Genomic DNA, 23,495 nt, shown 5'->3' with positions numbered 1-23,495 from the left:
ACCATGGATCCACCAGTACAACCACCACCGGCCCCACTCAGCCATCGGCAGAGTCGCGCCCATCACCCGGTTGGACAACCTGGCTGGTCATCACAGCTAGTGAGTGCCTGCACCGGGCTCGCCGGGCATCACACGAAGGTCTGACGAATCTCGTGGCGTGCCCCGTCGACGACGACGTGCGCGAGGGATCCGTTGACGAGGACGTTGCCGGGTGGCACGTGACCGAAGTCGACGTCGGCGACGATCGGCACGTGGAGGCTCCACAGCGCATCGAGAATCGCGTCGTCCTGCGTCAGACCTGCTCGTTCCGGCGCACCGGTCCGGCCGATGAGCACCGCTGATGCCCCCTCGAACCACCCGGCGAGGCGCAGCCCGTGGAGCATGCGCGCAGCATCGAGCGAGGGTGCCTCGCAGTTCTCGAGGTAGACGATGACGCCGTCATCCTCGTGGTCGCGAGCGAAGTGGCGCACGTCGCCGTACGGGGTGCCCGCGAGATGGCACACGACGTCGAGGCACCCGCCGATGAGCCGTCCGGAGACGTCGACGCGCGGCTCCCCCGCGAGCACACGCCACGACGCCGGCTCGCTCAGATCCATGCGGTCGGCGCAGGGGTGACGCTCCCAGTCGTCGAACCCACCGCGCCGACGCACGCGCGGGTCCTCCTGGACGAAGGACGCCCTGGCCGGCACCGTGGCGGCGTCGAGCCAGTGCGCGGTGCCCTGCGGCAGCCCGTACGGCGCGTCCATGAGGTTCTGGCCATGCATCGTCGCGACGCCGGAGCGCAGCGTCAGCGGGAGCAGCAGCGTCGAGATGTCGCTCCACCCGACGACCCAGGTAGGGTCCGCGCGCAGCGCGTCATGGTCGAGCAGGTCGACGAGGTCGATGGCCAGCTCCCCGCCCCACGGGGGGACGACGGCGCGCACCGCCTGGTCGCGGACGAACGCGTTGAACTCATCGGCCCGTGCACGCGCGGAGCCGCTCGTGATGCCGTCACCGATCAGGCACTCGCCGAGGACCACCTCGAAACCGCGGCCACGCAGCCAGTCAGTGACGAAAGTCAGCCGTGCCTCGTGTTCGGGTCGAACCGGCGCCGACGGGGCAGTCACCGCAACCGTGTCACCGGGACGCAGCGGGCGGGGGTAGCGAATCTCGGTCGACATGCCGTCATCCTGGCATTCGACCGTGAGCAAGCGCACGCGAATTTGCTCCGCCCCCGGTGCGCGCCCCCGTCAGCCGGTGTCGTTCTGCCGGCGCGACACTGCGCCACCCGAGGATGGCGCGTAACTCACAGGTAGGCATGCAGCAAACCCCTACCTGTGAGTCATCCGCCATCCTGGCGCGACGGCACGCCGTCCGTCGACGGCGCGCGACGCCCGTCAGAGCTCGTAGGTCTCCCCCGCGACGGCGACCTCGACGTCGCCCTCCCACACGGCGCGAGCATCCCGCAGGCAGTCCTCGACGGGCGTCCACGTCGGGATGTGGGTGAGCATGAGCCGCTTCGCCCCCGCGTCCTTGGCCGTCTGCGCGGCGCGCGAGCCGCTTAGGTGGACGCCGCGCATCTCGTCGTCGCGACCGTCGACGAAGGCCGAGTCGGTGAGGACGAGGTCGGCGTCCCGCTCGAGCTCGACGAGTCCCGGGCAGGCGTCCGTGTCACCCGTGTACGCGAGCACGGCGCCATCGGCCTCGACGCGGAGCCCGTACGCCTCGACGGGGTGGTTGACGAGGTGCGGCGTGATGCGCAGCGGGCCGATCTCGAACGTCTGACGGTCGACGAGGTCGACGAAGTCAAAGGCTGTGCCCAGGTCTTCGGGCCTGTCGACTGCGTAGGCGCGCGTCAGGCGCTCGCGTGCGCCCGCGGGTGCGTGCACCGGCAACTTGGCGTCGAAACGACCGAGCGGGTCGTAGTTGCGCACGACGTAATAGCTGCACAGATCGAGGCAGTGGTCCGGATGCAGGTGGCTGATGACGACGGCGTCGATCTCGTCGACCTCGCGGTAGCGCTGCAGCGCGCCGAGCGAGCCGTTGCCGAAGTCGAGCAGCACCGAGGTGCGCCTGCCGTCGGCCTCCGCCTCGACGAGGTAGCAGGAGGCGGGCGATTCAGGGCCCGGGTAGGAGCCTGAGCAACCGATGATGGTCAGTTTCACAGCGCCGCCTCACGCGTCACCGCGGTCACCTCGGGGCCGAGGAAGCGCCGCGCGAGGGTCTCGAACGCGGCCGGGTCGCCCGTCGTCATCCACTGGTGCTGCGTCGCGCCGAGCTCGGGATCGCGCAGCTGACCGATGTCGGCGAGCACGCGGTAGACGTCCTTCGCCGTCTCCTCCGCCGACGACACGAGTGTCACCGTCGAGCCCACGACGTAGCTGATGACGCCGGTCAGCAGCGGGTAGTGCGTGCAGCCGAGGATGAGCGTGTCGACGCCTTCGTCGACGAGGCCGTCGAGGTACTTGTGCGCGACCGTCAGCAGCTCCGGGCCGGAGGTGATGCCGGCCTCGACGAACTCCACGAACCGCGGGCACGGGACGCTCGAGATCTTGACCTGCGGCGCGGCGGCGAAGCTGTCGGTGTAGGCACCACTCTGGTGCGTCGCCTCCGTCGAGATGACGCCGACGCGGTTGTTGCGCGTCGCCGCGGCGGCGCGGCGCGTCGCCGGGCGGATGACCTCGACGACGGGCACGTCGTAGCGCTCGCGCGCATCGTGCAGGACGGCTGCGGACGCCGAGTTGCACGCGATGACGAGGGCCTTGACCCCCTGCTCGACGAGCGAATCCAGGCATTCGATGGCGTACTGCCGCACCTCGGCGATGGGTCGCGGGCCGTAGGGCGCGCGGGCGGTGTCGCCGAGGTAGATGATCTTCTCGTGCGGCAGCTGGTCGAGCACGGCGCGCGCCACGGTCAAACCGCCGTAGCCGGAGTCGAAGATGCCGATCGGTGCGTCAGTCACGCTTTTCAGGGTAAGTCGTGACGTGTAGTGCTACTCACCGGTTGCGACCTGACGAGGTGTGAGGCTGCCCATATCGCATCGCTTCGGCCGCCCGGAATGGGCGCCGTCAGGCGTCGTCCTCGTCAGCGACGTAGGTGTTGGCGAGCACGCCGATCTCGGGGATCTCGACCTCGACGCGCTGCCCGGCCCGCACCTGGCCGACGCCCTCGGGGGTGCCGGTGAGGATGACGTCACCCGGCAGCAGCGTGAACGCCTGCGACGCGTGCGAGATGAGCTGCGCGACGTCGTGGATCATGTCGGACGTCGGCCCGTCCTGCTTCACCTCGCCGTCGACGCGTGTCGTCACGCGTGTGGCGGACGGGTCGAGCTCGGTCTCGATCCACGGCCCGAGCGGGCAGAACGTGTCGAAGCCCTTGGCGCGCGACCACTGGCCGTCACTCTTCTGAAGGTCGCGGGCGGTGACGTCGTTCGCGATCGTGTAGCCGAAGACGACCTTCATCGCCTCCTCGACGCTCACCTTCTTGCACATGCGCCCGATGACGACGGCGAGTTCGCCCTCGAAGTCGACGCGTTCGCTGATCGACGGCATGACGACGGGGTCGTTCGGGCCGACGACGGCGGTGTTCGGGATGAGGAACATGAGCGGTTCCTTCGGCGCCTCGCCGCCCATCTCGCGCGCGTGTTCGGCGTAGTTCTTGCCGATGGCGACGATCTTGGAGCGCGGGATGACGGGCGCGAGCAGACGCACGTCGTCGACCTGGTGGACGGCACCCGTCAGCTCGATCTTCGTGTAGAGCGGGTCGCCCGTGATCTCGGCGATCTTCTCGCCCGCCCCGTCGACCAGACCGAACATCGGGTCATCACCCGTCGTGAACCTCGCGATACGCATGTGCCCATCCTATTTCGTCGTCGCCGGCCCGCTGACGGGGCGGTGCGGCAGCAGGCTGTGGATCGCAGCGCCGTGGGTCGAGTTCTAGGATCGACGGGTGATGGAGCAGGTCGCGGTGATGACGCCGGCGCAGTGGCGCGAGGGGGTCGCCGCCCACGAGGCACGCGTGGCCCCGCACGTCGAACCGCATCTCGGTCGTCGCAAGGAGCACCGCAAGCATCCCGTCGAGGATTTCCTCTTCGTCTACTACTCCTACTCCCCCGGCAAGCTGCGGCGCTGGCACCCGGGCGCAGGCGTCGCGTTGCTCGTCGACGAGCGCGGTCGCACGCCCATCACCGACGACCGGTTCACCCGCCGCATCACGACGGCCGAAGGGGATGCCGATGTCCTTGACGTCGACGAGTTCGTCGACGCACGCGACCGCACCATCGCGTTCGTCAGGTCGCTGCTCACCGCGACGCTCGATCGCGCCCCGAACCTGGGGTGCTTCGGGATGCACGAGTGGGCGATGGTCTACAAGCTCGCGCCGGGCGAGCAGCGCCACGAGCAGTTGCCGCTGCGCCTGAGCCAGGCCGCGACGGACGACGTCGTCGAGGCCGCCGACATCCGCTGCACGCATTTCGACGCCTACCGCTTCTTCACGCCCGACGCCGTCGAACTGAATCGCGAGCGCCCGACGCGCGAGCGTCAGGTCGAGTTCGAACAGCCTGCGTGCCTGCACGCAGGGATGGATGTCTACAAGTGGGCGCACAAACTCGCGCCTCTCGTCCCGGGTGACCTCGTGCTCGACGCGTTCGAACTCGCCAAGGAGATCCGCACCCTCGACATGGAGGCCAGCCCCTACGACGTGCGCGGTCTCGGCTACGGCGTCGTCCCCGTCGAGACGCCGCGCGGGCGCGCTGACTACGTCCGTCGTCAGCGAGAGTTCGCCGAGCGGTCGCAGGACCTGCGACGACGCCTGCTCGACGTGCTGGACCGTGCCGCCCCGCGCCCTGACACATCTGCGACTGACGTCCACTTCTGGAACCGTTCTCAACCTGGTCGATGAATCGCGGATATGGACGAACGTCGCAGAGGGGGACGAGATTCGCCGACGTGAACAGGATCAGCCGCTGAGGATCAGGGGTGGCAATCGAGGGTGAGGTGGCGTTCGAGGTAGCGGGCGACGCCGTCGGCATCGTGGGGGCCACAGGTGTCGTCGGCGATCGCGAGCACCTCGTCGTGGGCGTTCTCGACGGCGACGCCGCGCCCGGCCCATGTCAGCATCGGGATGTCGTTGGGCATGTCGCCGAAGGCCCACACGTGGTTCGCGTCGACGCCCCGCTCCGCGCACCAGGCCTCGAGGCGGGCCGCTTTCGTCACGCCCGGGGCGCTGATCTCCGCAAGCCCTGCCGCTCCTGAGTAGGCCAGCACTCCACGCCCACCGAGGCACTCCGTCAACGCCTCGACGAACGCATCGCCGCGCCATGCCTCGTCGCGTAGCAGAATCTTGCCGACGACGACGTCGGGCGGCAGCGCGGTCAGCTCACAGTCACGGACGGCGGCGTCGTGCGCCGGCATGCCGGCGTGGGCGTCCGGGTAGGCGGCGCTTCGGAACATGCCACGCTCGGTCTCGACGGCCGCTCCCGCATCCGGGAAGCGTCGCCGCAGGTGCTCGACGACGGCGAGTGCCTCATCCGCGGTGAATCCATCGGCCTCGATGACGCGCCGTGTCGCGAGGTCGTAGACGAACGCCCCGTTCGCGCAGATCGCCAGGGTGTGGGCGCCGACATCGTCGGCTGTCGACTCCGGCGATCCGGCAGCACCCACGAGTTCCGCGAGGTGATCGAGCCAGCGCGGTGGACGCGCGGTGACGACGATCGTCTCGATGCCGCGCGCACCGAGCCCCGACCACACCGTGCGGGTGTGATCGCTGACGCGCCCGTCGGTGTCGAGCAGGGTGCCGTCGAGGTCACTCGCGACGAGACGCGGGATCGGCCCGGCACCCGTCGCGCGGGATGCCGGGCCGTCACGCCGAGCAGTCGTCATGGGGCGCGGCCCGTCGTCAGACGAGGCGCGTCATCCAGCCGCGCGTGTCCTCCGCGGTGCCCTTCTGGATCGCGAGGAGTGCCTCGCGGATCTTCGTCGCGTACGGGCCGGCCTCGCCCTCGGGTCCGGACGTCACCTCACCGTCCGTCCACACGAGACGCCCCACGGGCGTGACGACGGCGGCCGTGCCACACGCGAAGATCTCGCTGATCGTGCCGTCGTTGCAGCCCTCGATCCACTCCTCGATCGTCACGCGACGTTCGACGGGCGTGAGGCCAAGGTCCTTCGCGAGTTCGAGGATCGAGTCGCGCGTGACGCCCTCGAGGATCGTGCCGGTGAGCTGCGGCGTGACGAGCTCGCCGTCCTTGGTCACGAAGAAGACGTTCATGCCGCCGAGCTCCTCGACGTACTTGCCCTCGACCGAGTCGAGGAAGACGCTCTGGTCGCAGCCGCGCTCGTTCGCCTCGATCTGTGCGGCGAGCGAGCTCGCGTAGTTGCCGCCGCACTTGGCGGCGCCCGTGCCACCGACGCCGGCACGCGAGTAGTCGCGCGACAGCCACAGCGACACCGGCTTCACGCCGCCCTTGAAGTACGCACCCGCGGGCGAGGCGATGACGCAGTAGGTCACCTCGCGGCTCGGACGCACCCCGAGGAACGCCTCGGACGCGAACATGAACGGGCGCAGGTAGAGGCTCGCCTCGCCGGCGTCGAACGCGGGCACCCACGACTCGTCAGCCTTGACGAGCGCCTTCAGCGACTCGACGAAGTCGTTCTCGTCGATCTCCGGCAGCGCGAGACGGTTCGCCGAACGGTTGAAGCGCGCCGCGTTCTTCTCGGGGCGGAACGTCCAGACCGAGCCGTCCTCGTGACGGTAGGCCTTCATGCCCTCGAAGATCTCCTGCGCGTAGTGCAGGACGGCCGCCGCCGGGTCGAGCTGGAACGGGCCGTACGCCTTGACCTCGCCGTCACCCCACCCGGAGCCCTCGCGCCAGATCGAGACGACCATGTGGTCGCTGAACTTCTGCCCGAAACCGGGGTTGCTCAGGATCTCGGCGCGCTCCGCGTCAGCGCGCGGGGCGGGGTTCGGCGTCATCGGGAACGTCAGGGCCATGGTCTTCTCCAAGTTGGCAAAAAGTGGGATGCGTCACTGTGTGGCCCCAGGTTAACGCCGAAGCAGCACGGCGGGCGTCATCGGGTCCGGGGCGAGCGCGGAGCGTCGACGATGTTGCCCGGGTTTCGCGGCGCCCTCGCCGCGAAACCCGGCCAGCATCGGGAAGATGTCAGAGGCGGGCGGCGACCGCGTCACCGATCTGCGACGTCGAGCGGGTGGCGTCACCGCGCGACGCGAGATCCTCGGCGACGGCCTGTTCGACACGGCGTGCCTCGTCGCCGCGCCCGAGGTGTTCGAGCAGCAGCGCCGTCGACAGGATCGTCGCGGTCGGGTCGGCCTTGCCCTGGCCGGCGATGTCGGGGGCCGAGCCGTGCACGGGCTCGAACATGCTCGGCGCATTTCCTTCGGGGTTGATGTTGCCTGATGCGGCGAGCCCGATGCCGCCGGTCACGGCCGCGGCAAGGTCGGTGACGACGTCGCCGAACAGGTTGTCGGTGACGATGACGTCGAAGCGCGAGGGATCGGAGACGAGGTAGATCATGGCCGCGTCGATGTGCGCGTAGTCGCGCGTGACGTCGGGGTACTCGGCACCGACCTCCTCGACGGTGCGGCGCCACAGGTGGCCCGCGTACGAGAGCACGTTGTGCTTGTGCAGCAGCGTCAGCTTCTTGCGCTCACGCGTGTTCGCGCGCTCGAACGCGTCGCGGACGGTGCGCTCGATGCCGAAGCGGCTGTTGACGCTCACCTCGGTCGCCATCTCGTGCGGCGTGCCGACGCGCAGCGCACCACCGTTGCCGGTGTACGGGCCCTCGGTGCCTTCACGGACGACGACGAAGTCGATGCCACCGCGCGCAATGTCCTCACGAAGCGGCGTCGAGACACCCGGCATCAGCTTGCTGGGGCGCAGGTTGATGTAGTGGTCGAGCTCGAACCGGATGCGCAGCAGCAGCTCGCGCTCCAGCAGGCCGCTCGGCGCGCTGGGGTCACCGATCGCCCCGAGCAGGATCGCCTCGTGGCCGCGGATCTCCTCGAGCACTGAGTCGGGCAGCGTCTCCCCCGTCGCTTGCCAACGCTTGGCGCCGAGGTCGTACTGCGTCGTGCTCACCCCGCCGTCGGTCACGGCGTCGAGAACCTTGAGGCCTTCGGTGACGACCTCGGGGCCGATTCCGTCGCCTGCGATGACTGCGAGATCGATGTTGCTCATGCCCCGCAGATTAGCTGCTCGTCTTGCCATGCGAAACGCTGGTCTCGCGATACGAACCGCGCGGCAGGGCGCAGCCGTCAGGCGCTCGCCACCAAGGCGATCCCTGCGAGCACGACAAGCCCGCCGACGGGCTTGCGCGCCACCCCGCGCTCCTTGAACATCCACGCCCCGAGCAGCGCACCGACGACGATGCTGCTCTCCCGTGGTGGCGCGGCGATGTTCCACACGGCGTGCAGGAGTGCTGCGGTCAGCACGAGAGCGAGGCTCGTAGCGCTCATGAAGTCCTTGCCATCACGCAGGTCCGCGCCGGAGCGGACATGCGAGGAGCCGACGAAGGCGCCCGCCGGGGCGAACCGATCGGTTCGGCGCGGCGGGCGTCGCCGGGGAGGGAAGTGGTCAGTCCACCTTGCGCGCGGCGCCCTTGTCGGCGCTCTGCGCGAAGCGCGCGAAGATCTTGAGTGCCGCCGAGACGGGGCGGTGACGGTCGACGGGCTCCCAGCCGCGCTCGTCCTGCTCGGCGCGACGGCGCACGAGTTCGGCGTCGTCGACGAGCAGGTTGACGCGACGGTTGGGGATGTCGAACTCGATGACGTCACCGTTCTTCACGAGACCGATGGCGCCACCGGCCGCAGCCTCCGGCGACACGTGCCCGACGGACAGACCCGAGGAGCCCCCGGAGAAACGACCGTCGGTGATGAGGGCGCACTTCGGGCCGAGCCCGACGCCCTTGAGGTAGCTCGTCGGGTACAGCATCTCCTGCATGCCGGGGCCGCCCTTGGGGCCCTCGTAGCGCACGACGACGACGTCGCCGGCGTCGATCTCGCCCTTGAGGATCATCTCGACGGCCTGCTCCTGGCTCTCGGCCACCTTGGCCGGGCCGGAGAAGTTCCACTGGTGCTCGGGCACGCCGGCCGTCTTGACGATGCACCCGTCGGGGGCGAGGTTGCCGCTGAGCACCGCGAGCCCACCCTCGCTCGTGTAGGCGTGCTCGACGGAGTGGATGCAGCCGTTCTCCGGGTCGGTGTCGAGGCTCTTCCAGCGGTTCGTCGAGCTGAACGCCTCCGTCGTGCGCACCCCGCCCGGCGCGGCGTGGAACAGTTCGGTGGCCTTCTCGGTGGCTGAACCCGAGCGGATGTCCCAGTCCGCGAGCCACTGCTCGAGCGATGGGCTGTGCACCGAACGGACGTCGCGGTTGAGCATGCCACCACGATCCAGCTCACCGAGGATGGCGGGGATGCCACCGGCGCGATGCACGTCCTCCATGTAGAACTGGTTGCTGTTCGGCGCGACCTTGACGAGGCACGGCGTGACGCGCGAGAGCTCGTCGATGTCCTCCTGGTCGAAGTCGACACCCGCCTCCTGCGCCGCGGCCAGCAGGTGCAGGATCGTGTTCGTCGAACCACCCATCGCGATGTCGAGACGCATGGCGTTCTCGAACGCCGGCTTCGCGGCGATCGCGCGCGGAAGCACCGAGTCGTCGTCGCCGTCGTAGTAGGTGCGGCACAGGTCGACGACGAGTCGGCCCGCGTCGAGGAAGAGTTCCTTGCGCGCGGCGGCCGTCGCCAGCGTCGATCCGTTGCCCGGCAGCGACAGACCGAGCGCCTCCGTCAGGCAGTTCATCGAGTTCGCCGTGAACATGCCCGAGCACGAGCCGCACGTCGGGCATGCGCTCTGCTCGATCTTCGTGATCTCCTCGTCGGAGACCGTGTCGTCGACCGACTTGATCATCGCGTCGATGAGGTCGAGACGCGTCTCAGCCGTGCCGTCCTCCCCGATGACGGCCTTGCCGGCCTCCATCGGCCCGCCGGAGACGAACACCGTCGGGATGTTGAGACGCAGCGCGGCAAGCAGCATGCCCGGCGTGATCTTGTCGCAGTTGCTGATGCAGACGAGCGCGTCGGCCTGATGCGCGTTGACCATGTACTCGACGGAGTCGGCGATCACCTCGCGGCTCGGCAGCGAGTACAGCATGCCCGAGTGACCCATCGCGATGCCGTCGTCGACGGCGATCGTGTTGAACTCACGCCCGACGCCGCCGGCCTCCTCGATGGCGCCAGCGACGAGCTGACCCATGTCCTTGAGGTGGACGTGACCCGGCACGAACTGCGTGAAGCTGTTCGCGATCGCGACGATCGGTTTACCGAAGTCGCCCTCCCCCATGCCGGTCGCGCGCCACAGGGCACGCGCACCCGCCATGTTGCGTCCGTGAGTCGTCGTGCGTGAGCGAAGTTCAGGCATGCGTTCAGTCTCCCAATTTCGAGCAAGCGGTGCGAGAGGCGTTCAGAGAATGACCGAACCCGGCCACCTCGAAGGGTGTCCGGGCCCGGCTCAGCAGCGGCTAAGGCTTCAGGATCAACGGCCATCTTCTTTCGGCCGCTTCGTCAACGCTCGCTCCGGCAGGATCCTCACTACGTTCCGGTCCTACCGCCGCTCGCTCGATCCTCAGCGGCCAGCCGAACCCTCGACATAGTCCGAATCCGTGTCCGAGTCCTTCAGCCACGACATGAGGCCACGCAGTTCCTTGCCCGTCTTCTCGATCGGGTGCGAGGCGCCCTTCTCGCGCAGCTTCTTGAACTCCGGCGCGCCGGCGTCCTGGTCGTCGATGAAGCGCTTGGCGAAGTTGCCGTTCTGGATGTCGGTGAGAACGGCCTTCATGTTCTCCTTGACGCGCTCGTCGATGACACGCGGGCCCGAGACGTAGTCGCCGAACTCGGCCGTGTCGGAGATCGACCAACGCTGCTTCGCGAGGCCACCTTCGACCATGAGGTCGACGATGAGCTTCAGTTCGTGCAGGCACTCGAAGTACGCGACCTCCGGCTGGTAGCCGGCCTCCGTCAGCGTCTCGAAGCCGTACATGACGAGCTGGCTCGCGCCACCGCACAGGACGGCCTGCTCACCGAACAGGTCCGTCTCGGTCTCCTCGGTGAACGTCGTCTTGATGCCGCCGGCACGCAGGCCGCCGATGGCCTTCGCGTACGCCTTCGCGAGATCCCAGGCCGAACCCGAGGCGTCCTGCTCGACGGCGACGATGACGGGCACGCCGCGACCGTCGACGTACTCACGACGCACGAGATGGCCGGGGCCCTTCGGCGCGACCATGACGACGTCGGCGTCCGACTCGGGCGTGATGTAGCCGAAGCGGATGTTGAAGCCGTGGCCGAACAGCAGCGTCGTGCCGGGCTTGAGGTTGGGCTTGATGTCGTTCGCGTAGACCGTGCGCTGCACCTGGTCGGGCGTGAGGATGACGACCACGTCGGCTTCCTTCACCGCGTCGGCGACCGAGAGAACCGTGAGGCCCTCGTTCTCGGCCTTCTGCTTCGACTTGCTGCCCTCGGCGAGGCCGATGCGCACGTCGACGCCCGAGTCGCGCAGGTTGAGCGCGTGGGCGTGGCCCTGCGAGCCATAGCCGATGACGGCAACCTTCTTGCCCTGGATGATCGACAGGTCGGCGTCGTCGTCGTAGAACATGTCAGCCACGGGAGAAACTCCTCTTCATCACGTCCGCCGCATCGAAGCGGCGGCCTGTTCGGTTCGATTCTGCCCGAGCACTCACTCGGGCGGAAAGTTCAGTTCTTCTTCTTGTCGCGCGCCGAGATGGCCTTGGAGCCGCGACCCAGACCGACGACGCCGGACTGCACGAGCTCGCGGATCCCGAACGGCTCGAGCGTCGTGAGCAGCGCCTCGAGCTTCGCGAGCGTGCCCGTCGCCTCGATGACGACCGACTCGTTGGTCACGTCGATGATGTTGGCGCGGAACATCGTCACGAGATCGATGATCTGCGAGCGCGTCGCGGCGTCAGCCTTCACCTTGAACAGCACGAGCTGACGTTCGATGGCGCTCGCGTGGTCGAGTTCGACGACCTTGAGCACCTCGACGAGCTTGTTGAGCTGCTTGACGACCTGCTCGAGCGCGACGTCGTCGGCGTCGACCGTGACCGTCATGCGCGAGACGTGCGGATCCTCCGTCTCCCCCACGGCGAGGGAGTGGATGTTGAACCCGCGTCGCGAGATCAGCCCGGAGATGCGCGCGAGCACACCCGACTTGTTCTCGACGAGCACGGACAGGATGTGGCGGTTCGTCGTCATCGCTGCTGCTCCTTCGTCTGCGCGGCGTCGGCTGTGGCAGCGCCATCCTCGCGGGCCGCTTCGACCGCCTCGTCCTCGTCCGGGATGTTGACGTCGTCGGCGTCGTCCTCGTCGCGATCCCAGACGGGCGTGATGTCGCGCGCCATCGTGATGAGGTCGTTGCTCACGCCGGCGGGCACCATCGGCCACACCATCGCGTCGCGCTCGACGACGAAGTCGATGACGACGGGACGGTCGTTGATCTCGAGCGCCTGCTTGATCGTCGCGTCGACGTCCTCCGGCCGCTCGCAGCGCAGGCCGACGCAGCCGTAGGCGTCGGCGAGCTTGACGAAGTCGGGGATGCGACTGCCGCCGTGCGAGGTGTGCAGGTCGGTGTTCGAGTAGCGCTCGTTGTAGAACAGCGTCTGCCACTGGCGCACCATGCCGAGGCTCGAGTTGTTGATGACGGCGACCTTGATCGGGATGTCGTTGATGACGCAGGTCGCGAGTTCCTGGTTCGTCATCTGGAAGCAGCCGTCGCCGTCGATCGCCCAGACGGTGCGCTCCGGCTCGGCGGCCTTCGCACCCATCGCGGCGGGCACCGAGTAACCCATCGTGCCGAGGCCGCCGGAGTTGATCCACGCGTTCGGACGGTCGTACGTGACGAACTGGGCCGCCCACATCTGGTGCTGGCCGACGCCGGCGACGTACGTGCCCTCGGGCCCGGTGAGCGCCGAGATGCGTTCGATGACGTACTGCGGCGCGAGCTTGTCGTCCTCCGGCGTCGCGTAGCCGAGCGGGAACTGCTCCTTCCACGACGCCGTCGTCTCACGCCACGTCGCGTAGCGCGAGGTGTCGACGTCGTCGAGCGCACGCGCCAGCTCGAGCAGCACCTCGCGCGCGTCGCCCACGATCGGGACGTCGGCGTAGCGGTTCTTGCTGATCTCGGCCGGGTCGATGTCGGCGTGGATGACCTTGGCCTCGGGCGCGAAGCTGTCGAGCGCACCGGTGACGCGGTCGTCGAAGCGGGCGCCGATCGTGATGAGCAGGTCGGCGCGCTGCAGCGCCGTCACGGCGGGGACGCTGCCGTGCATGCCCGGCATGCCGAGATGCAGCTCGTGGCTGTCGGGGAAGGCGCCGCGCGCCATGAGCGTCGTCACGACGGGGATCTGCGTCTGCTCGGCGAGCGCCTTCAGCTCCTCGCTCGCCTCGGCGCGGATGACGCCGCCGCCGATGTAGAGCACCGGGCGCTCCGCTGCGCGGATCATCTCGGCGGCCGCCTTGATCTGCTTTGCGTGCGGCGTCGTGACGGGGCGGTAACCGGGCAGTTCGAAGCGGGGCGGCCACGAGAATGTCGTCTTCGACACGAGCGCGTCCTTCGTGATGTCGACGAGGACCGGGCCCGGGCGGCCGCTGCGCGCCACGTGGAACGCCTCGGCGATGGCGCGCGGGATGTCGGCCGGGTCCGTCACGAGGTAGTTGTGCTTCGTGATCGGCATCGTGATGCCGCGGATGTCCGCTTCCTGGAACGCGTCCGTACCGATGGTCTTGGAGCTGACCTGGCCGGTGATGGCGACGATCGGCACGGAGTCCATGTACGCGTCGGCCAGGGGCGTGACGAGGTTCGTCGCGCCGGGGCCGGAGGTCGCCATGCAGACGCCGACCTTGCCGGTGGCGGCGGCATAACCCTGCGCCGCGTGACCGGCGCCCTGCTCGTGGCGGACGAGGATGTGGCGGACGGAGACCGAGTCGAGCAGCGGGTCGTAGGCCGGCAGGATCGCACCGCCGGGCAGGCCGAAGACGGTCTCGACGCCCTGCGCCTCGAGCGCGAGGACGAGGCTCTGCGCGCCGGTGACGCTCACCTGCTCGCCTGCGCGCTTCGCCGCGACGTCACCCGGGGTGGGTGTGCGATCGGTCGTCGCCGTATCGCTCATCAGTACTCACCACTTTCACCTGGAGGTCGTGCACGAGGGTCTGGCATCAAAAAATCCCCCAGCCTGTGCGGCGATGAGGGATCAGCGTGCGTCGTGTCGGTCGAACCGATCAGAACGCACGCTGCGTGAGTACGAGAACCTGTGCCATGTCACATAGTTTTGTCGCGGGGTTACTCATGGGTCAACATCGTGAGACGCGCATCTCACGATGCGGTCAGCGGAGGGTGGCGTTCGATGGCGGCGTCAGCCCGCCGTCCCAGGGCGAGCGGTGGTGAGGCTCGCGCCGCCGGGCAGGAACGAGGTCCACGCTCCGGTGGTCTCGAGCACGGCAGCCGAGGCCGGCACGAATCCGCGCGTGACGACATCGATGTCCGCGCCCTCACCGGCACACAGGTCATGGGCAAGCTGCGGCAAACCCGGCGCGTGGCCGACGACGATCGCGCTCGTCGCCTCGGGCGCCGTCGCGTCGAGTTCGTGGACGACGGCCAGCAGCGCCTGCGTGTCGGCTTCGTAGACGGCGGGCTCCATCGTGATGATGACGCCATGGCCCGTCTCGTCCTGGATGGCGGCCCACGTCTCGCGGGTGCGTAGCGCCGGCGAGCACACGACGACATCGCCGAGCAGCCCCTCGTTCTTGAGCCACCGGCCGACGGCGCGGGCCTCGCTCACGCCATCGTCACTGAGGTGGCGCGCTTCGTCACCGTCAGGGCCGGCCGGTTCGGCGGTGGCGTGACGAAGGAGTACGAGACGTCGGGTGGTTTCACTCACCTGCTCATCTTCGTCGTCGCGTATGCCTCACGCCAAACGCGGCCACGCGGCCCGCATGAGGCCTCGACGCTCTGGCCGCCATCGTCGCTCGGCGTGGCCATCGACGATCGCATCGGCGTCGGCCGTTCGGCCTTCGGTCGGAGGTCCGTGCCGGACCGATCTCAGGCGGGGCTCGCCCAGACGACGAAGTTGTTGGTGTGGTGCTGCGCGTTGGCCCAGCCGCTCGAGGAGTCGCAGGTGACGAGTGCGAGGACCGGGGCGGCGCTCGCGCCCCACACGCGCGAGTCGTTCTGCAGCGCGTTCTTGTCGACGCTGGCCTTCGAGGTGATGACGAAGTCCTTGTGCGTGCCGTCGGCGTAGGAGATCGTGACCCGGCCACCGACCGGGGCGCTCGACAGCTTGTAGAACACGTCGGGCCCGTTGTAGGTGACGTGGCCCGCGAGCACACTGATGCCCGGCTTGCCCGGGGTCACGCGCCCGTATCCGGTGAACTGCTGGATGACGCCGCTCGGCGGGTTCAGCACGCCCCCGTTGAGCCCGCCGGGCACGATGCTGTGATCGAGCCCGATGCTCGGGATCGAGATGTTGACCGCGGCGGACTTCGGAACCGCGACGCTCGCCCCACCGCTTCCTCCGCCGGGTTTGGAGACGCCGCTCGATGCGCTTGCACGCGGCGTGGCCGAGCCGCTGGGGCGCCGGGCTGACGATGGGCCGCTGGTCTGAGGGGCCGGGGCAGCCGACGACGACGCGGCCGACGTGCTCGACGCTGCCGTGCCCGAGGGCGCGGAGCTGGAAGACGTGACCGAGACGGGCGACGGCGATGTCGACGATGCTGAGACGGAGACGGACTTGTCTGAGCTTCCCCCACCGCTACCACACGCACTCAGACAGAGCGCGACCGAGACCGCGCCGACACACTTCCCCAAGGTGATCTTCATGACGTCAGTCTAGGTCGCCCTGGACGCGGTGACGCCGGGATCCGTGGAGGACCCCGGCGTCACCGTGCATCGCGAGACGCTCGTCAGCGGCGTGCGCGACGCGCCACGACGAGCCCGCCACCCGCGAGGGCGAGAGCGCCCAGGCCAGCAGCCGCAGCGGTCGTACCGTTCTGGTTGGTGACGACGCGGTCCGTCTCGACCTTCGGGCCCTGACCCGTGGTGGTCGGGGCCGACGTGGTGGGAGCCGGCTTCGTCGGCGCGGGCTTGGTCGGAGCCGGCTTCGTCGGCGCGGGCTTGGTCGGAGCCGGCTTCGTCGGGGCCGGCTTCGTCGGGGCCGGCTTCGTCGGCACCGGCTGCGCGGTGGGCTTGCCTGCGGCGGACCAGTCCGTGAACGGAAGGACAGTGGGCAGGCCGGCACAGCTCGACGGAACGCGACCCGAGACGCTGAAGGAGGAACCGGTCGAGGCAGCGTGTGCCGTCACCGTGATCGGCTTGCCTGCGTAACCCCCGACGGCGTAGACGGTACGGCTCGCCGTGTAGGGCGAGACGTTCTTCGTCACGAGCGGCTTGAAGCCCGAAGCCGTGAACGTGACCTGCGACTCCGTCTTGTTCAGCGTGCGGTAGCCGAATGCGAAGTTCGGCTTGCCCTTGTCGCACCAGTAGGTCATCGACGTGTACTGCAGGTTACCGCTGATGTGCGTCTCAGCCGCCTGCGATGCGCCTGCACCTGTGAAGGCGAGCGCGCCGACGCCGACCGCTGCGAGACCAGCAAACTTCTTCATGATGGCACCTTTCGAGATTTCCGTTGGACTCGGCGGTGCGTCATGCTCTGCGCGGCCCCCGCAGGGATCGCGGTGAACGCTGACCCCTCCCCGCCTGTGATTCAGCTAAGCACAGGCTGGGAGGATTGTCAGTGGTACTGCGCAGTAATGTAGGTGAATCATCCGGAAACGGGTTTCGTCCACACGACGAAGTTGTTGAGGTGGTGCTGGCCGACGAGCTTGGATTCGGCGTCGCACGTGATGAGCACGAGGCTGGGTGTGCTCGAGGAGCCCCACACGCTCTGATCGGTGCGTAGGGCCTGCTTGTCGACCGACTTCTCCCGCACCACGACGAACTTCTTCGACGAACCATCGGCGAACCCGACGCTGAGCTGATCGCCGACCAAAACCTTCTCGAGGTTGGCGAACACGTCGGGGCCGTCATAGGTGACGTGCCCGGCGATGACCGAGATGCCGTTCTGGCCCGGGCTGACGGTGGCGTTGTACCACTGCGTCACGCCGGGGGGCGGCGAGATCTCGCCGTCGTCCGTGAGACCCATGCCCGTGAGCTTGCGGTCGAAATCAATCGACGGGATCGTCAGCTTCACCGGCACGCTGCCGCCGCCCTTCGACGCCTTCGCGGTCGGCGCCACGGACGTCGTGGGCACTGAAGCGGTGTGGTCCGACGACGAGCCGCCCGAGCCACCCGATGAGCACGCCGTGGCGCCGAACAGCGCGGCGCCGGCTACCGTCAGAAATCCTCGACGATCCATGGGCGTCCCTTCGTCCGTCACATGCCCGCTCGCGCTCAGGCCTGTCCGAGCTGGGTCAGGATGATCGTACGGGCCTTGGCCGCGTCGGCCTGGCCCTTCATCTCCTTCATCACCTGGCCGATGAGCGCGCCGGCGGCCTGCACCTTGCCGTCACGCACCTTCTGCGCGACGTCTGGGTTGGCGTCGATGACCTTGGCGACCGCGGCCTCGAGCGCGCCATCGTCCTGCACGAGTTCGAGGCCGCGGGCATCGGCCACCTGGGTCGGCTGGCCCTCGCCGACGAGCACGCCTTCGAGCGTCTGACGGGCCATCGAGTCGTTCAGGCGCCCCGACGTCACGAGTCCGTCGAGCTCGGCGATCGTCGCCGGCGTCACGTTGCGCTCAGCGGCGAACTCGACGAACGGCTGGCCGGCCTTGTTCGCCAGGCGGGCGATCTCGCCCGTCCACCACTTGCGGGCACCGGCCGGCGTCGCGCCGGCAGCGATCGTCTCCTCGATCGTCTCGACGGCGCCGGCGTTGTAGACGTCGCGCATCTCGAGGTCCGAGAAACCCCACTCGCCCTGCAGACGCTTGCGGCGCTCCGCGGGCGGTTCGGGCAGCGTCGCGCGCAGCTCCTCGACCCATTCGCGGCTCGGCGCGACGGGGACGAGGTCGGGCTCGGGGAAGTAGCGGTAGTCGTCGGCGTCCGACTTCGGGCGCCCGGAGGTCGTGACGCCCGTGTCCTCGTGCCAGTGGCGCGTCTCCTGCAGGATGGAGCCACCGTCGTCGAGGATGGCGGCCTGGCGCGTGATCTCGTAGCGCACCGCGCGCTCGACGGAACGCAACGAGTTGACGTTCTTCGTCTCCGTGCGGGTGCCGAACGCGTCGGCGCCCTTGCGCATGAGCGAGACATTGGCGTCGCACCGCATCGATCCCTGCTCCATGCGGGCGTCCGAGACATCGAGGGCGCGCATCAGCTCACGGATCGCGGCGACGTACGCCTTCGCGATCTCGGGCGCGCGCTCCCCCGCTCCGACGAGCGGCTTCGTCACGATCTCGATGAGCGGGATGCCCGCGCGGTTGTAGTCGAGCAGCGAGTGGTCGGCGCCCTGGATGCGACCGGTCGCACCACCGACGTGCAGCGACTTGCCCGTGTCCTCCTCCATGTGCGCGCGCTCGATCTCGACGCGCCACGGGGTGCCGTCCTCGAGCTCCACGTCGAGGTAGCCGTCGAACGCGATCGGCTCGTCGTACTGCGACGTCTGGAAGTTCTTCGGCATGTCCGGGTAGAAGTAGTTCTTCCGGGCGAAGCGGCACCACTCGGCGATCTCGCAGTTGAGCGCGAGACCGATGCGGATGGCCGACTCGACGCCCTTGGCGTTCACGACAGGCAGCGCGCCCGGCAGACCGAGGCAGACGGGGCACGTCTGCGTGTTGGGCTCGGCGCCGAACTCGGTGGCGCAGCCGCAGAACATCTTCGTGTTCGTGTTCAGCTCGACGTGCACCTCGAACCCCATGACGGGGTCGTACGTCGCGAGGGCCTCGTCGTAGTCGAGGACGGCGTCCATCAGTTGTTCTCCTTCAGTGCCGGAGCCTTCGCGAGCAGCGGCCCGCCCCAGGTCTTCTCGAGTGCCTTCTCCAGCGCGGCCCCGACCTCGTACATGCGCTCGTCCTTCGTCGCGGGTGCGAGGATCTGGAAGCCGACGGGAAGCCCGTCGTCCGACAGACCGGCGGGCAGCGACATGCCGGGCAGACCGGCGAGGTTGGCGGGGATCGTCGCGACGTCGTTGAGGTACATCGCCATCGGGTCCTCGAGCTTCTCGCCGAGCTTGAACGCCGTCGTCGGGCACGTCGGACTGACGAGGACGTCGGCCGTCTCGAACGCCTTGGCGAAGTCGCGTGCGATGAGCGTGCGCACCTTCTGCGCCTGGCCGTAGTAGGCGTCGTAGTAACCGCTCGAGAGGGCATAGGTACCGAGGATGATGCGTCGTTTCACCTCGCTGCCGAAGCCCGCGTCACGGCTGGCGGCCATGACCTGCTCGGCCGACGGAGCCTCGACGCCCTCGGGCGAGACGCGCAGGCCGTAGCGCATGGCGTCGAACTTGGCGAGGTTGGAGCTGACCTCCGACGGCATGACGAGGTAGTAGGCGGCGAGCGCCTGCTCGAAGCTCGGGCACGAGACGGTCACGACCTCGGCGCCGGCGTCGACGAGGGCCGCGACTGCCTCGTCGAAGCGCGCCTTGACGCCGCTCTGGTAGCCCTCGCCGTCGAGCTGCTCGATGATGCCGATCTTCATGCCGGAGACGTCACCCCGCTTCGCCGCCTCGACGACGGGCGGGACGGGGGCGTCGATCGACGTCGAGTCCATCCCGTCGTGCCCGCCCATGACGTCATGCAGCAGCGCGGCGTCGAGGACGGAACGGGTGCACGGGCCCGCCTGGTCGAGCGAGCTCGCCATGGCGATGAGGCCGTAACGGCTGATGCCGCCGTACGTCGGCTTCGTGCCGACGGTGCCGGTGACGGACGCGGGCTGACGGATCGAGCCGCCCGTGTCGGTGCCGACCGCAAGGGGCGCCTCGAAAGCCGCGACGGCGGCGGCCGAACCGCCACCGGAGCCGCCCGGGATGCGCTCGAGATCCCACGGGTTGTGCGTCGGACCGTAGGCGCTGTGCTCGGTCGAGGAACCCATCGCGAACTCGTCCATGTTCGTCTTGCCGAGGATCGGCATGCCGGCAGCGCGCAGCTTCGTGACGATCGTCGCGTCGTACGGCGGGATCCAGCCCTCCAGCATCTTCGAACCGGCCGTCGTCGGCTGGCCCTTCGTCGTCACGACGTCCTTGACGGCGACGGGGACGCCGGCGAGGGGGTGCAGCGTCTTGCCGACGGCGCGGTCGGCGTCGACCTGCGCGGCCGTGGCGAGCGCCTCCTCGGCGTTGACGTGGAGGAAGGCGTGGACGTCACCGTCGACCGCCGCGATGCGGTCGAGGTGGGCCTGCGTCAGCTCGACGGAGGTGAGGCTGCCGTCGGCGAGCTTGCTCGCCATCTCGGCGGCGCTGAGGCGGATGATGTCGGTCACGGTCGAACCCTTGCTCGTCTCGTCGGTCGTGTCAGCACTCATGGATCAGTCCTCGCTGAGGATGCGCGGCACCGCGAAGCGCTGCTGCTCGCTCGCCGGGGCCATCGCGAGCGCCTCCTCGGCGCTCAACGACGCTCGCACCTCGTCAGCACGCGTCACGTTCGTCAGGGGCAGCGGGTGCGACATCGGCGGGATGTCATCGGCCGCAACCTCGCTGACGCTGGCCACGAAGCCGACGATCGAGTCGAGCTGGCCGGCGAACGTCTCCAGTTCATCGTCCGAGAGCTGGATGCGGGCCAGGCCGGCGACGTGCGCCACCTCATCGCGGGAGAGAGAAGACATGGGCGTCATCCTATGTGGTGTGTGGATCGGCGTGCTCGGGTGGGCACTCAGCCCACGAGCGCCTTCTTGACCAGGGCCGGGTCGGGGTTGGTGTGGGGACGGCCGTCGATGACGACGGTGGGCACGACCTCGTTGCCGTCGTTGACCATCGCGACGAACTCGCGAGCCTCCTCGTCCTCCCAGATGTTGCGCCACGTCGCGCGCGTGCCGTCGGCGCCCAGCGCGCGCTCGAGGCGGGTGCAGAACGGGCAACCCGGCCGCCAGTAGATCGTCACATCACTCATCGTCAGGTTCCTTCGTCGTGGTGTCGGCCGGTGCGGTGTCACCGTCCGTGGTTTCATCGTCCGTGGCGGCGGGCTCCGGATCGACCGGAGCGTGAGCTTCTGCGAGCGCGTCGTCGACGGCAAGCTCGGACACTTCGTCACCCGCTGCGCCTTCGTCGTCGCCCACTCCGTCACCGAGAGCGGCCGCGCCGCCCTCGAGCAGGCGCGTGAACTGGGCCTCGTCGAGGATGCGCAGACCCAGCTCCTCCGCCTTCGTCGCCTTCGACCCCGCGTTCTCGCCGAGCACGACGTAGTCGGTCTTCTTGCTCACGCTGCCGGATGCCTTGCCGCCGCGCGCGATGATCGCCTCCTTGACGCCGTCACGCGTGAAGTTCTCGAGCGAACCGGTCGCGACGATCGTCAGACCGGCGAGGGTCTGCTCGATCGACTCGTCTCGTTCGTCCTCCATGCGCACGCCGCTCGCGGCCCACCCGGCGACGATGTTCTCGTGCCAGTCGACGGCGAACCACTCCTTGATCGAGTGGGCGATGACGGCGCCGACGCCGTCGGTCGCGGCGAGCGTCGCCTCGTCGGCGTCACGGATTGCGTCGATCGAACCGAACTGGGTCGCGAGCGCGCGCGCCGCCGTCGGGCCGACGTGTCGGATCGACAGGGCGACGATGACGCGCCACAACGGTTGCGTCTTGGCGACTTCGAGGTTGGCGAGCAGTTTCTCCCCCGTCGCCGAGACGATACGTCCGTCGCGCACCTTGGCCTCCGGGTCGCTCTTCTTCGCGACGCGCGTGTAGAGGGGCACCCGGGCGAGGTCGTCGTAGGTGAGGTCGAACAGGGTGGATTCGTCCGTCAGCACCCCCGATTCGAGCAGCGAGATGGCGCCCTCCCAGCCGAGGGCCTCGATGTCGAAGGCGCCACGGCTCGCGAGGGAGAACAGGCGTTCACGCAACTGGGAGGGACAGGTGCGGCCGTTCGGGCAGCGGATGTCCTTGTTGCCCTCACGTTCGTAGGCGAGCTCAGTGCCGCAGGCCGGGCAGTGCGTCGGCATGACGAACTCCCGCTCGTCGCCCGTGCGCGCCTCGACGACGGGCCCGACGATCTCTGGGATGACGTCGCCCGCCTTGCGCAGCACCACGGTGTCGCCGATCAGCACGCCCTTGCGCTTGACCTCGAACGCGTTGTGCAGCGTCGCCATCGACACCGTCGAGCCGGCGACCTTGACGGGCTGCATCATGCCGAACGGGGTGACGCGGCCGGTGCGTCCGACGTTGACCTCGATGTCGAGCAGCTTCGTGTTGACCTCTTCGGGCGGGTACTTGTAGGCGATGGCCCAGCGGGGCGCGCGTGACGTCGCGCCGAGGGCGCGCTGCACCGCGATCTCGTCGACCTTGACGACGACACCGTCGATCTCGTGCGTGACGGAGTGCCGGTGCTCCCCGTAGTGGGCGACGAACTTCTGCACCTCGTCCATCGTGTCGAGGACCTTGGCGTAGGGCGACGTCGGCAGCCCCCAGTCGGCGAGCAGTTCATAGGCCTCGCTCTGGCGGGTGATGTCGAACCCGGTGCGCGCACCGATGCCGTGGACCAGCATCCGCAGCGGCCGCTTGGCCGTCTTCGCCGGGTCCTTCTGTCGCAGCGAGCCCGCCGCCGCGTTGCGCGGGTTGGCGAACGGCGACTTGCCTTCTTCGACGAGTGAGGCGTTGAGCGCCTCGAACTCCTTGACCGGGAAGAACACCTCACCGCGGATCTCGACGAGCTGAGGTAGGTCGTCGCCGTGCAGTTCGAGCGGGATGCCCTGGATCGTGCGGACGTTGAGCGTGACGTCCTCGCCCGTGCGCCCGTCGCCGCGCGTCACGCCGCGCACGAGCTTGCCGTTCTCGTAGAGCAGGTTGATGGCGAGCCCGTCGATCTTCAGCTCGCACAGGTAGTGGAAGCTCGTGTTGGCCTCGCGCACGACGCGGTCGCCCCATTCCGCGAGTTCCTCCGGGCTGAACGCGTTGTCGAGGCTCAGCATGCGCTCGACGTGGTCGACGGCCGTGAACTCCGTCGAGTACGTGCCCCCCACTCGCTGCGTCGGCGACTCCGGCGAACGCAGCTCGGGGTAGCTCTCCTCGACGCCCTGCAGTTCGCGCAACAACTCGTCGTACTCGCCATCGCTGATCGTGGGCGCATCCTTCACGTAGTACGCGAACTGGTGGCCGTCGATCTGCTCGGTCAGTTCCGCAGCGCGGTGGCGCACCGCGTCGGGTACGTCGGTGCGCAGCGTGTCCGCCTTCGCCTGGCGGCCCTTCCTGGGCGTCGTCTCGCTCACGTGCTCCATCCTGCACCACCGGCACGACAACCCCGGAATTCCGCGGCTGAGGCCACGCGAGGCCGGTGTGCTGCTTGCGTCAGGTTCGACGCTCTCGT

General features: G+C 68.7%; 23 protein-coding genes and 1 pseudogene. 3 read left to right on the top strand and 21 right to left on the bottom strand.

Going from position 1 to position 23,495, the window contains the following annotated elements; all coding sequences use genetic code 11:
* Positions 1-100: pseudogene (locus tag ABH936_RS08515) on the top strand (IS481 family transposase); the annotation flags it as partial.
* A 28-nt stretch (positions 101-128) separates the two neighbouring features.
* Here ABH936_RS08515 and ABH936_RS08510 read toward each other — a convergent pair.
* The 4 genes from ABH936_RS08510 to ABH936_RS08495 all read right to left on the bottom strand — a co-directional run bounded on the left by ABH936_RS08510 (position 129) and on the right by ABH936_RS08495 (position 3,830).
* Entirely contained in the window at positions 129-1,160 is a 1,032-nt protein-coding gene (locus ABH936_RS08510) for a S66 peptidase family protein (RefSeq protein WP_404603018.1), read from the bottom strand.
* 216 nt (positions 1,161-1,376) lie between these two features.
* A complete protein-coding gene (locus ABH936_RS08505) occupies positions 1,377-2,144 on the bottom strand; it encodes an MBL fold metallo-hydrolase (RefSeq protein ID WP_404603017.1) in 768 nt (255 codons plus the stop codon).
* Positions 2,141-2,941, bottom strand: a complete 801-nt coding sequence (gene murI / locus ABH936_RS08500) for a glutamate racemase (RefSeq protein WP_062257691.1) — start codon at positions 2,939-2,941, stop codon at positions 2,141-2,143. Before murI ends, ABH936_RS08505 begins: the two co-directional genes overlap by 4 nt.
* Positions 2,942-3,047: 106 nt before the next feature.
* On the bottom strand, positions 3,048-3,830 hold the full coding sequence (locus ABH936_RS08495; RefSeq protein ID WP_038567485.1) for a fumarylacetoacetate hydrolase family protein: 783 nt from the start codon (positions 3,828-3,830) through the stop codon (positions 3,048-3,050).
* Positions 3,831-3,930: 100 nt separating this feature from the next.
* On the opposite strand from ABH936_RS08495, the gene ABH936_RS08490 reads away from it, so the two are divergent.
* The gene (locus ABH936_RS08490; RefSeq protein ID WP_404603024.1) at positions 3,931-4,878 is read left to right on the top strand and encodes a 3-methyladenine DNA glycosylase; all 948 of its coding nucleotides are present in this window, start codon (positions 3,931-3,933) and stop codon (positions 4,876-4,878) included.
* Between the two features lie 71 nt (positions 4,879-4,949).
* On the opposite strand, the gene ABH936_RS08485 is transcribed toward ABH936_RS08490, so the two are convergent.
* The 10 genes from ABH936_RS08485 to ABH936_RS08440 form a co-directional block, all read right to left on the bottom strand.
* Positions 4,950-5,858 (bottom strand): HAD family hydrolase, encoded by a 909-nt coding sequence (locus ABH936_RS08485; protein ID WP_404603016.1) that lies wholly within the window; start codon positions 5,856-5,858, stop codon positions 4,950-4,952.
* 16 nt (positions 5,859-5,874) lie between these two features.
* On the bottom strand, positions 5,875-6,969 hold the full coding sequence (locus tag ABH936_RS08480) for a branched-chain amino acid aminotransferase (RefSeq protein WP_006945941.1): 1,095 nt from the start codon (positions 6,967-6,969) through the stop codon (positions 5,875-5,877).
* A gap of 169 nt (positions 6,970-7,138) precedes the next feature.
* Positions 7,139-8,173 (bottom strand): 3-isopropylmalate dehydrogenase, encoded by a 1,035-nt coding sequence (locus tag ABH936_RS08475; protein WP_288756580.1) that lies wholly within the window; start codon positions 8,171-8,173, stop codon positions 7,139-7,141.
* Between the two features lie 77 nt (positions 8,174-8,250).
* The gene (locus ABH936_RS08470) at positions 8,251-8,451 is read right to left on the bottom strand and encodes a hypothetical protein (protein WP_404603015.1); all 201 of its coding nucleotides are present in this window, start codon (positions 8,449-8,451) and stop codon (positions 8,251-8,253) included.
* 118 nt (positions 8,452-8,569) lie between these two features.
* Positions 8,570-10,411, bottom strand: coding sequence for a dihydroxy-acid dehydratase (ilvD, locus tag ABH936_RS08465; RefSeq protein WP_006945871.1), 1,842 nt, complete (start codon positions 10,409-10,411; stop codon positions 8,570-8,572).
* A gap of 204 nt (positions 10,412-10,615) precedes the next feature.
* Positions 10,616-11,650 carry a ketol-acid reductoisomerase gene (gene ilvC, locus ABH936_RS08460; RefSeq protein WP_006945953.1) on the bottom strand — a complete coding sequence of 345 codons (1,035 nt, stop codon included), beginning with the start codon at positions 11,648-11,650 and terminating at the stop codon, positions 10,616-10,618.
* 89 nt (positions 11,651-11,739) lie between these two features.
* Complete coding sequence (gene ilvN, locus ABH936_RS08455; protein WP_038567469.1) at positions 11,740-12,258, bottom strand: acetolactate synthase small subunit; 519 nt, start codon at positions 12,256-12,258, stop codon at positions 11,740-11,742.
* Positions 12,255-14,171 carry an acetolactate synthase large subunit gene (locus tag ABH936_RS08450; RefSeq protein ID WP_074040770.1) on the bottom strand — a complete coding sequence of 639 codons (1,917 nt, stop codon included), beginning with the start codon at positions 14,169-14,171 and terminating at the stop codon, positions 12,255-12,257. The genes ilvN and ABH936_RS08450 overlap by 4 nt, the downstream gene beginning before the upstream one ends.
* Positions 14,172-14,414: 243 nt before the next feature.
* On the bottom strand, positions 14,415-14,939 hold the full coding sequence (locus ABH936_RS08445) for a SixA phosphatase family protein (protein WP_404603014.1): 525 nt from the start codon (positions 14,937-14,939) through the stop codon (positions 14,415-14,417).
* Between the two features lie 161 nt (positions 14,940-15,100).
* Entirely contained in the window at positions 15,101-15,517 is a 417-nt protein-coding gene (locus tag ABH936_RS08440; protein ID WP_255569627.1) for a class F sortase, read from the bottom strand.
* A gap of 178 nt (positions 15,518-15,695) precedes the next feature.
* On the opposite strand from ABH936_RS08440, the gene ABH936_RS08435 reads away from it, so the two are divergent.
* Positions 15,696-15,890 (top strand): hypothetical protein, encoded by a 195-nt coding sequence (locus ABH936_RS08435; protein WP_051805737.1) that lies wholly within the window; start codon positions 15,696-15,698, stop codon positions 15,888-15,890.
* 70 nt (positions 15,891-15,960) lie between these two features.
* Here the strand turns inward: ABH936_RS08435 and ABH936_RS08430 are convergent, their stop codons facing one another.
* The 7 genes from ABH936_RS08430 to ligA all read right to left on the bottom strand — a co-directional run bounded on the left by ABH936_RS08430 (position 15,961) and on the right by ligA (position 23,406).
* Positions 15,961-16,659: a hypothetical protein gene (locus tag ABH936_RS08430; protein WP_404603013.1), complete on the bottom strand. Its 699-nt coding sequence runs from the start codon at positions 16,657-16,659 to the stop codon at positions 15,961-15,963.
* 158 nt (positions 16,660-16,817) lie between these two features.
* A complete protein-coding gene (locus ABH936_RS08425; protein WP_313490045.1) occupies positions 16,818-17,411 on the bottom strand; it encodes a class F sortase in 594 nt (197 codons plus the stop codon).
* 35 nt (positions 17,412-17,446) lie between these two features.
* Positions 17,447-18,958 carry an Asp-tRNA(Asn)/Glu-tRNA(Gln) amidotransferase subunit GatB gene (gene gatB, locus ABH936_RS08420; RefSeq protein ID WP_404603012.1) on the bottom strand — a complete coding sequence of 504 codons (1,512 nt, stop codon included), beginning with the start codon at positions 18,956-18,958 and terminating at the stop codon, positions 17,447-17,449.
* Entirely contained in the window at positions 18,958-20,508 is a 1,551-nt protein-coding gene (gene gatA, locus ABH936_RS08415) for an Asp-tRNA(Asn)/Glu-tRNA(Gln) amidotransferase subunit GatA (RefSeq protein ID WP_404603011.1), read from the bottom strand. Before gatA ends, gatB begins: the two co-directional genes overlap by 1 nt.
* A 3-nt stretch (positions 20,509-20,511) precedes the next feature.
* The gene (gatC, locus tag ABH936_RS08410; RefSeq protein WP_006946031.1) at positions 20,512-20,808 is read right to left on the bottom strand and encodes an Asp-tRNA(Asn)/Glu-tRNA(Gln) amidotransferase subunit GatC; all 297 of its coding nucleotides are present in this window, start codon (positions 20,806-20,808) and stop codon (positions 20,512-20,514) included.
* 47 nt (positions 20,809-20,855) lie between these two features.
* Positions 20,856-21,092, bottom strand: coding sequence for a glutaredoxin domain-containing protein (locus tag ABH936_RS08405; protein WP_006945997.1), 237 nt, complete (start codon positions 21,090-21,092; stop codon positions 20,856-20,858).
* Positions 21,085-23,406: an NAD-dependent DNA ligase LigA gene (gene ligA / locus ABH936_RS08400; protein WP_404603009.1), complete on the bottom strand. Its 2,322-nt coding sequence runs from the start codon at positions 23,404-23,406 to the stop codon at positions 21,085-21,087. Before ligA ends, ABH936_RS08405 begins: the two co-directional genes overlap by 8 nt.
* Between the last annotated feature and the right edge of the window lie 89 nt (positions 23,407-23,495).

This window comes from Dermacoccus sp. GAS27A, assembly GCF_044909235.1.
Lineage (GTDB): Bacteria > Actinomycetota > Actinomycetes > Actinomycetales > Dermatophilaceae > Dermacoccus > Dermacoccus nishinomiyaensis.
The sequence above is the reverse complement of the archived record's forward strand: the minus strand, read 5'-3'. Positions and strand labels throughout refer to the sequence as shown.

Coding starts and splice junctions, on each gene's coding strand:
- gatA (WP_404603011.1), bottom strand. CDS start 20,508: ATGAGTGCTGACACGACCGACGAGACGAGCAAGGGTTCGACCGTGACC.
- gatB (WP_404603012.1), bottom strand. CDS start 18,958: ATGGACGCCGTCCTCGACTACGACGAGGCCCTCGCGACGTACGACCCC.
- ABH936_RS08485 (WP_404603016.1), bottom strand. CDS start 5,858: ATGACGACTGCTCGGCGTGACGGCCCGGCATCCCGCGCGACGGGTGCC.
- ABH936_RS08425 (WP_313490045.1), bottom strand. CDS start 17,411: ATGGATCGTCGAGGATTTCTGACGGTAGCCGGCGCCGCGCTGTTCGGC.
- gatC (WP_006946031.1), bottom strand. CDS start 20,808: ATGTCTTCTCTCTCCCGCGATGAGGTGGCGCACGTCGCCGGCCTGGCC.
- ABH936_RS08405 (WP_006945997.1), bottom strand. CDS start 21,092: ATGAGTGATGTGACGATCTACTGGCGGCCGGGTTGCCCGTTCTGCACC.
- ABH936_RS08430 (WP_404603013.1), bottom strand. CDS start 16,659: ATGAAGAAGTTTGCTGGTCTCGCAGCGGTCGGCGTCGGCGCGCTCGCC.
- ABH936_RS08510 (WP_404603018.1), bottom strand. CDS start 1,160: ATGTCGACCGAGATTCGCTACCCCCGCCCGCTGCGTCCCGGTGACACG.
- ABH936_RS08470 (WP_404603015.1), bottom strand. CDS start 8,451: ATGAGCGCTACGAGCCTCGCTCTCGTGCTGACCGCAGCACTCCTGCAC.
- ABH936_RS08450 (WP_074040770.1), bottom strand. CDS start 14,171: ATGAGCGATACGGCGACGACCGATCGCACACCCACCCCGGGTGACGTC.
- ilvD (WP_006945871.1), bottom strand. CDS start 10,411: ATGCCTGAACTTCGCTCACGCACGACGACTCACGGACGCAACATGGCG.
- ABH936_RS08490 (WP_404603024.1), top strand. CDS start 3,931: ATGGAGCAGGTCGCGGTGATGACGCCGGCGCAGTGGCGCGAGGGGGTC.
- ABH936_RS08475 (WP_288756580.1), bottom strand. CDS start 8,173: ATGAGCAACATCGATCTCGCAGTCATCGCAGGCGACGGAATCGGCCCC.
- ABH936_RS08495 (WP_038567485.1), bottom strand. CDS start 3,830: ATGCGTATCGCGAGGTTCACGACGGGTGATGACCCGATGTTCGGTCTG.
- ABH936_RS08480 (WP_006945941.1), bottom strand. CDS start 6,969: ATGGCCCTGACGTTCCCGATGACGCCGAACCCCGCCCCGCGCGCTGAC.
- ligA (WP_404603009.1), bottom strand. CDS start 23,406: ATGGAGCACGTGAGCGAGACGACGCCCAGGAAGGGCCGCCAGGCGAAG.
- ilvN (WP_038567469.1), bottom strand. CDS start 12,258: ATGACGACGAACCGCCACATCCTGTCCGTGCTCGTCGAGAACAAGTCG.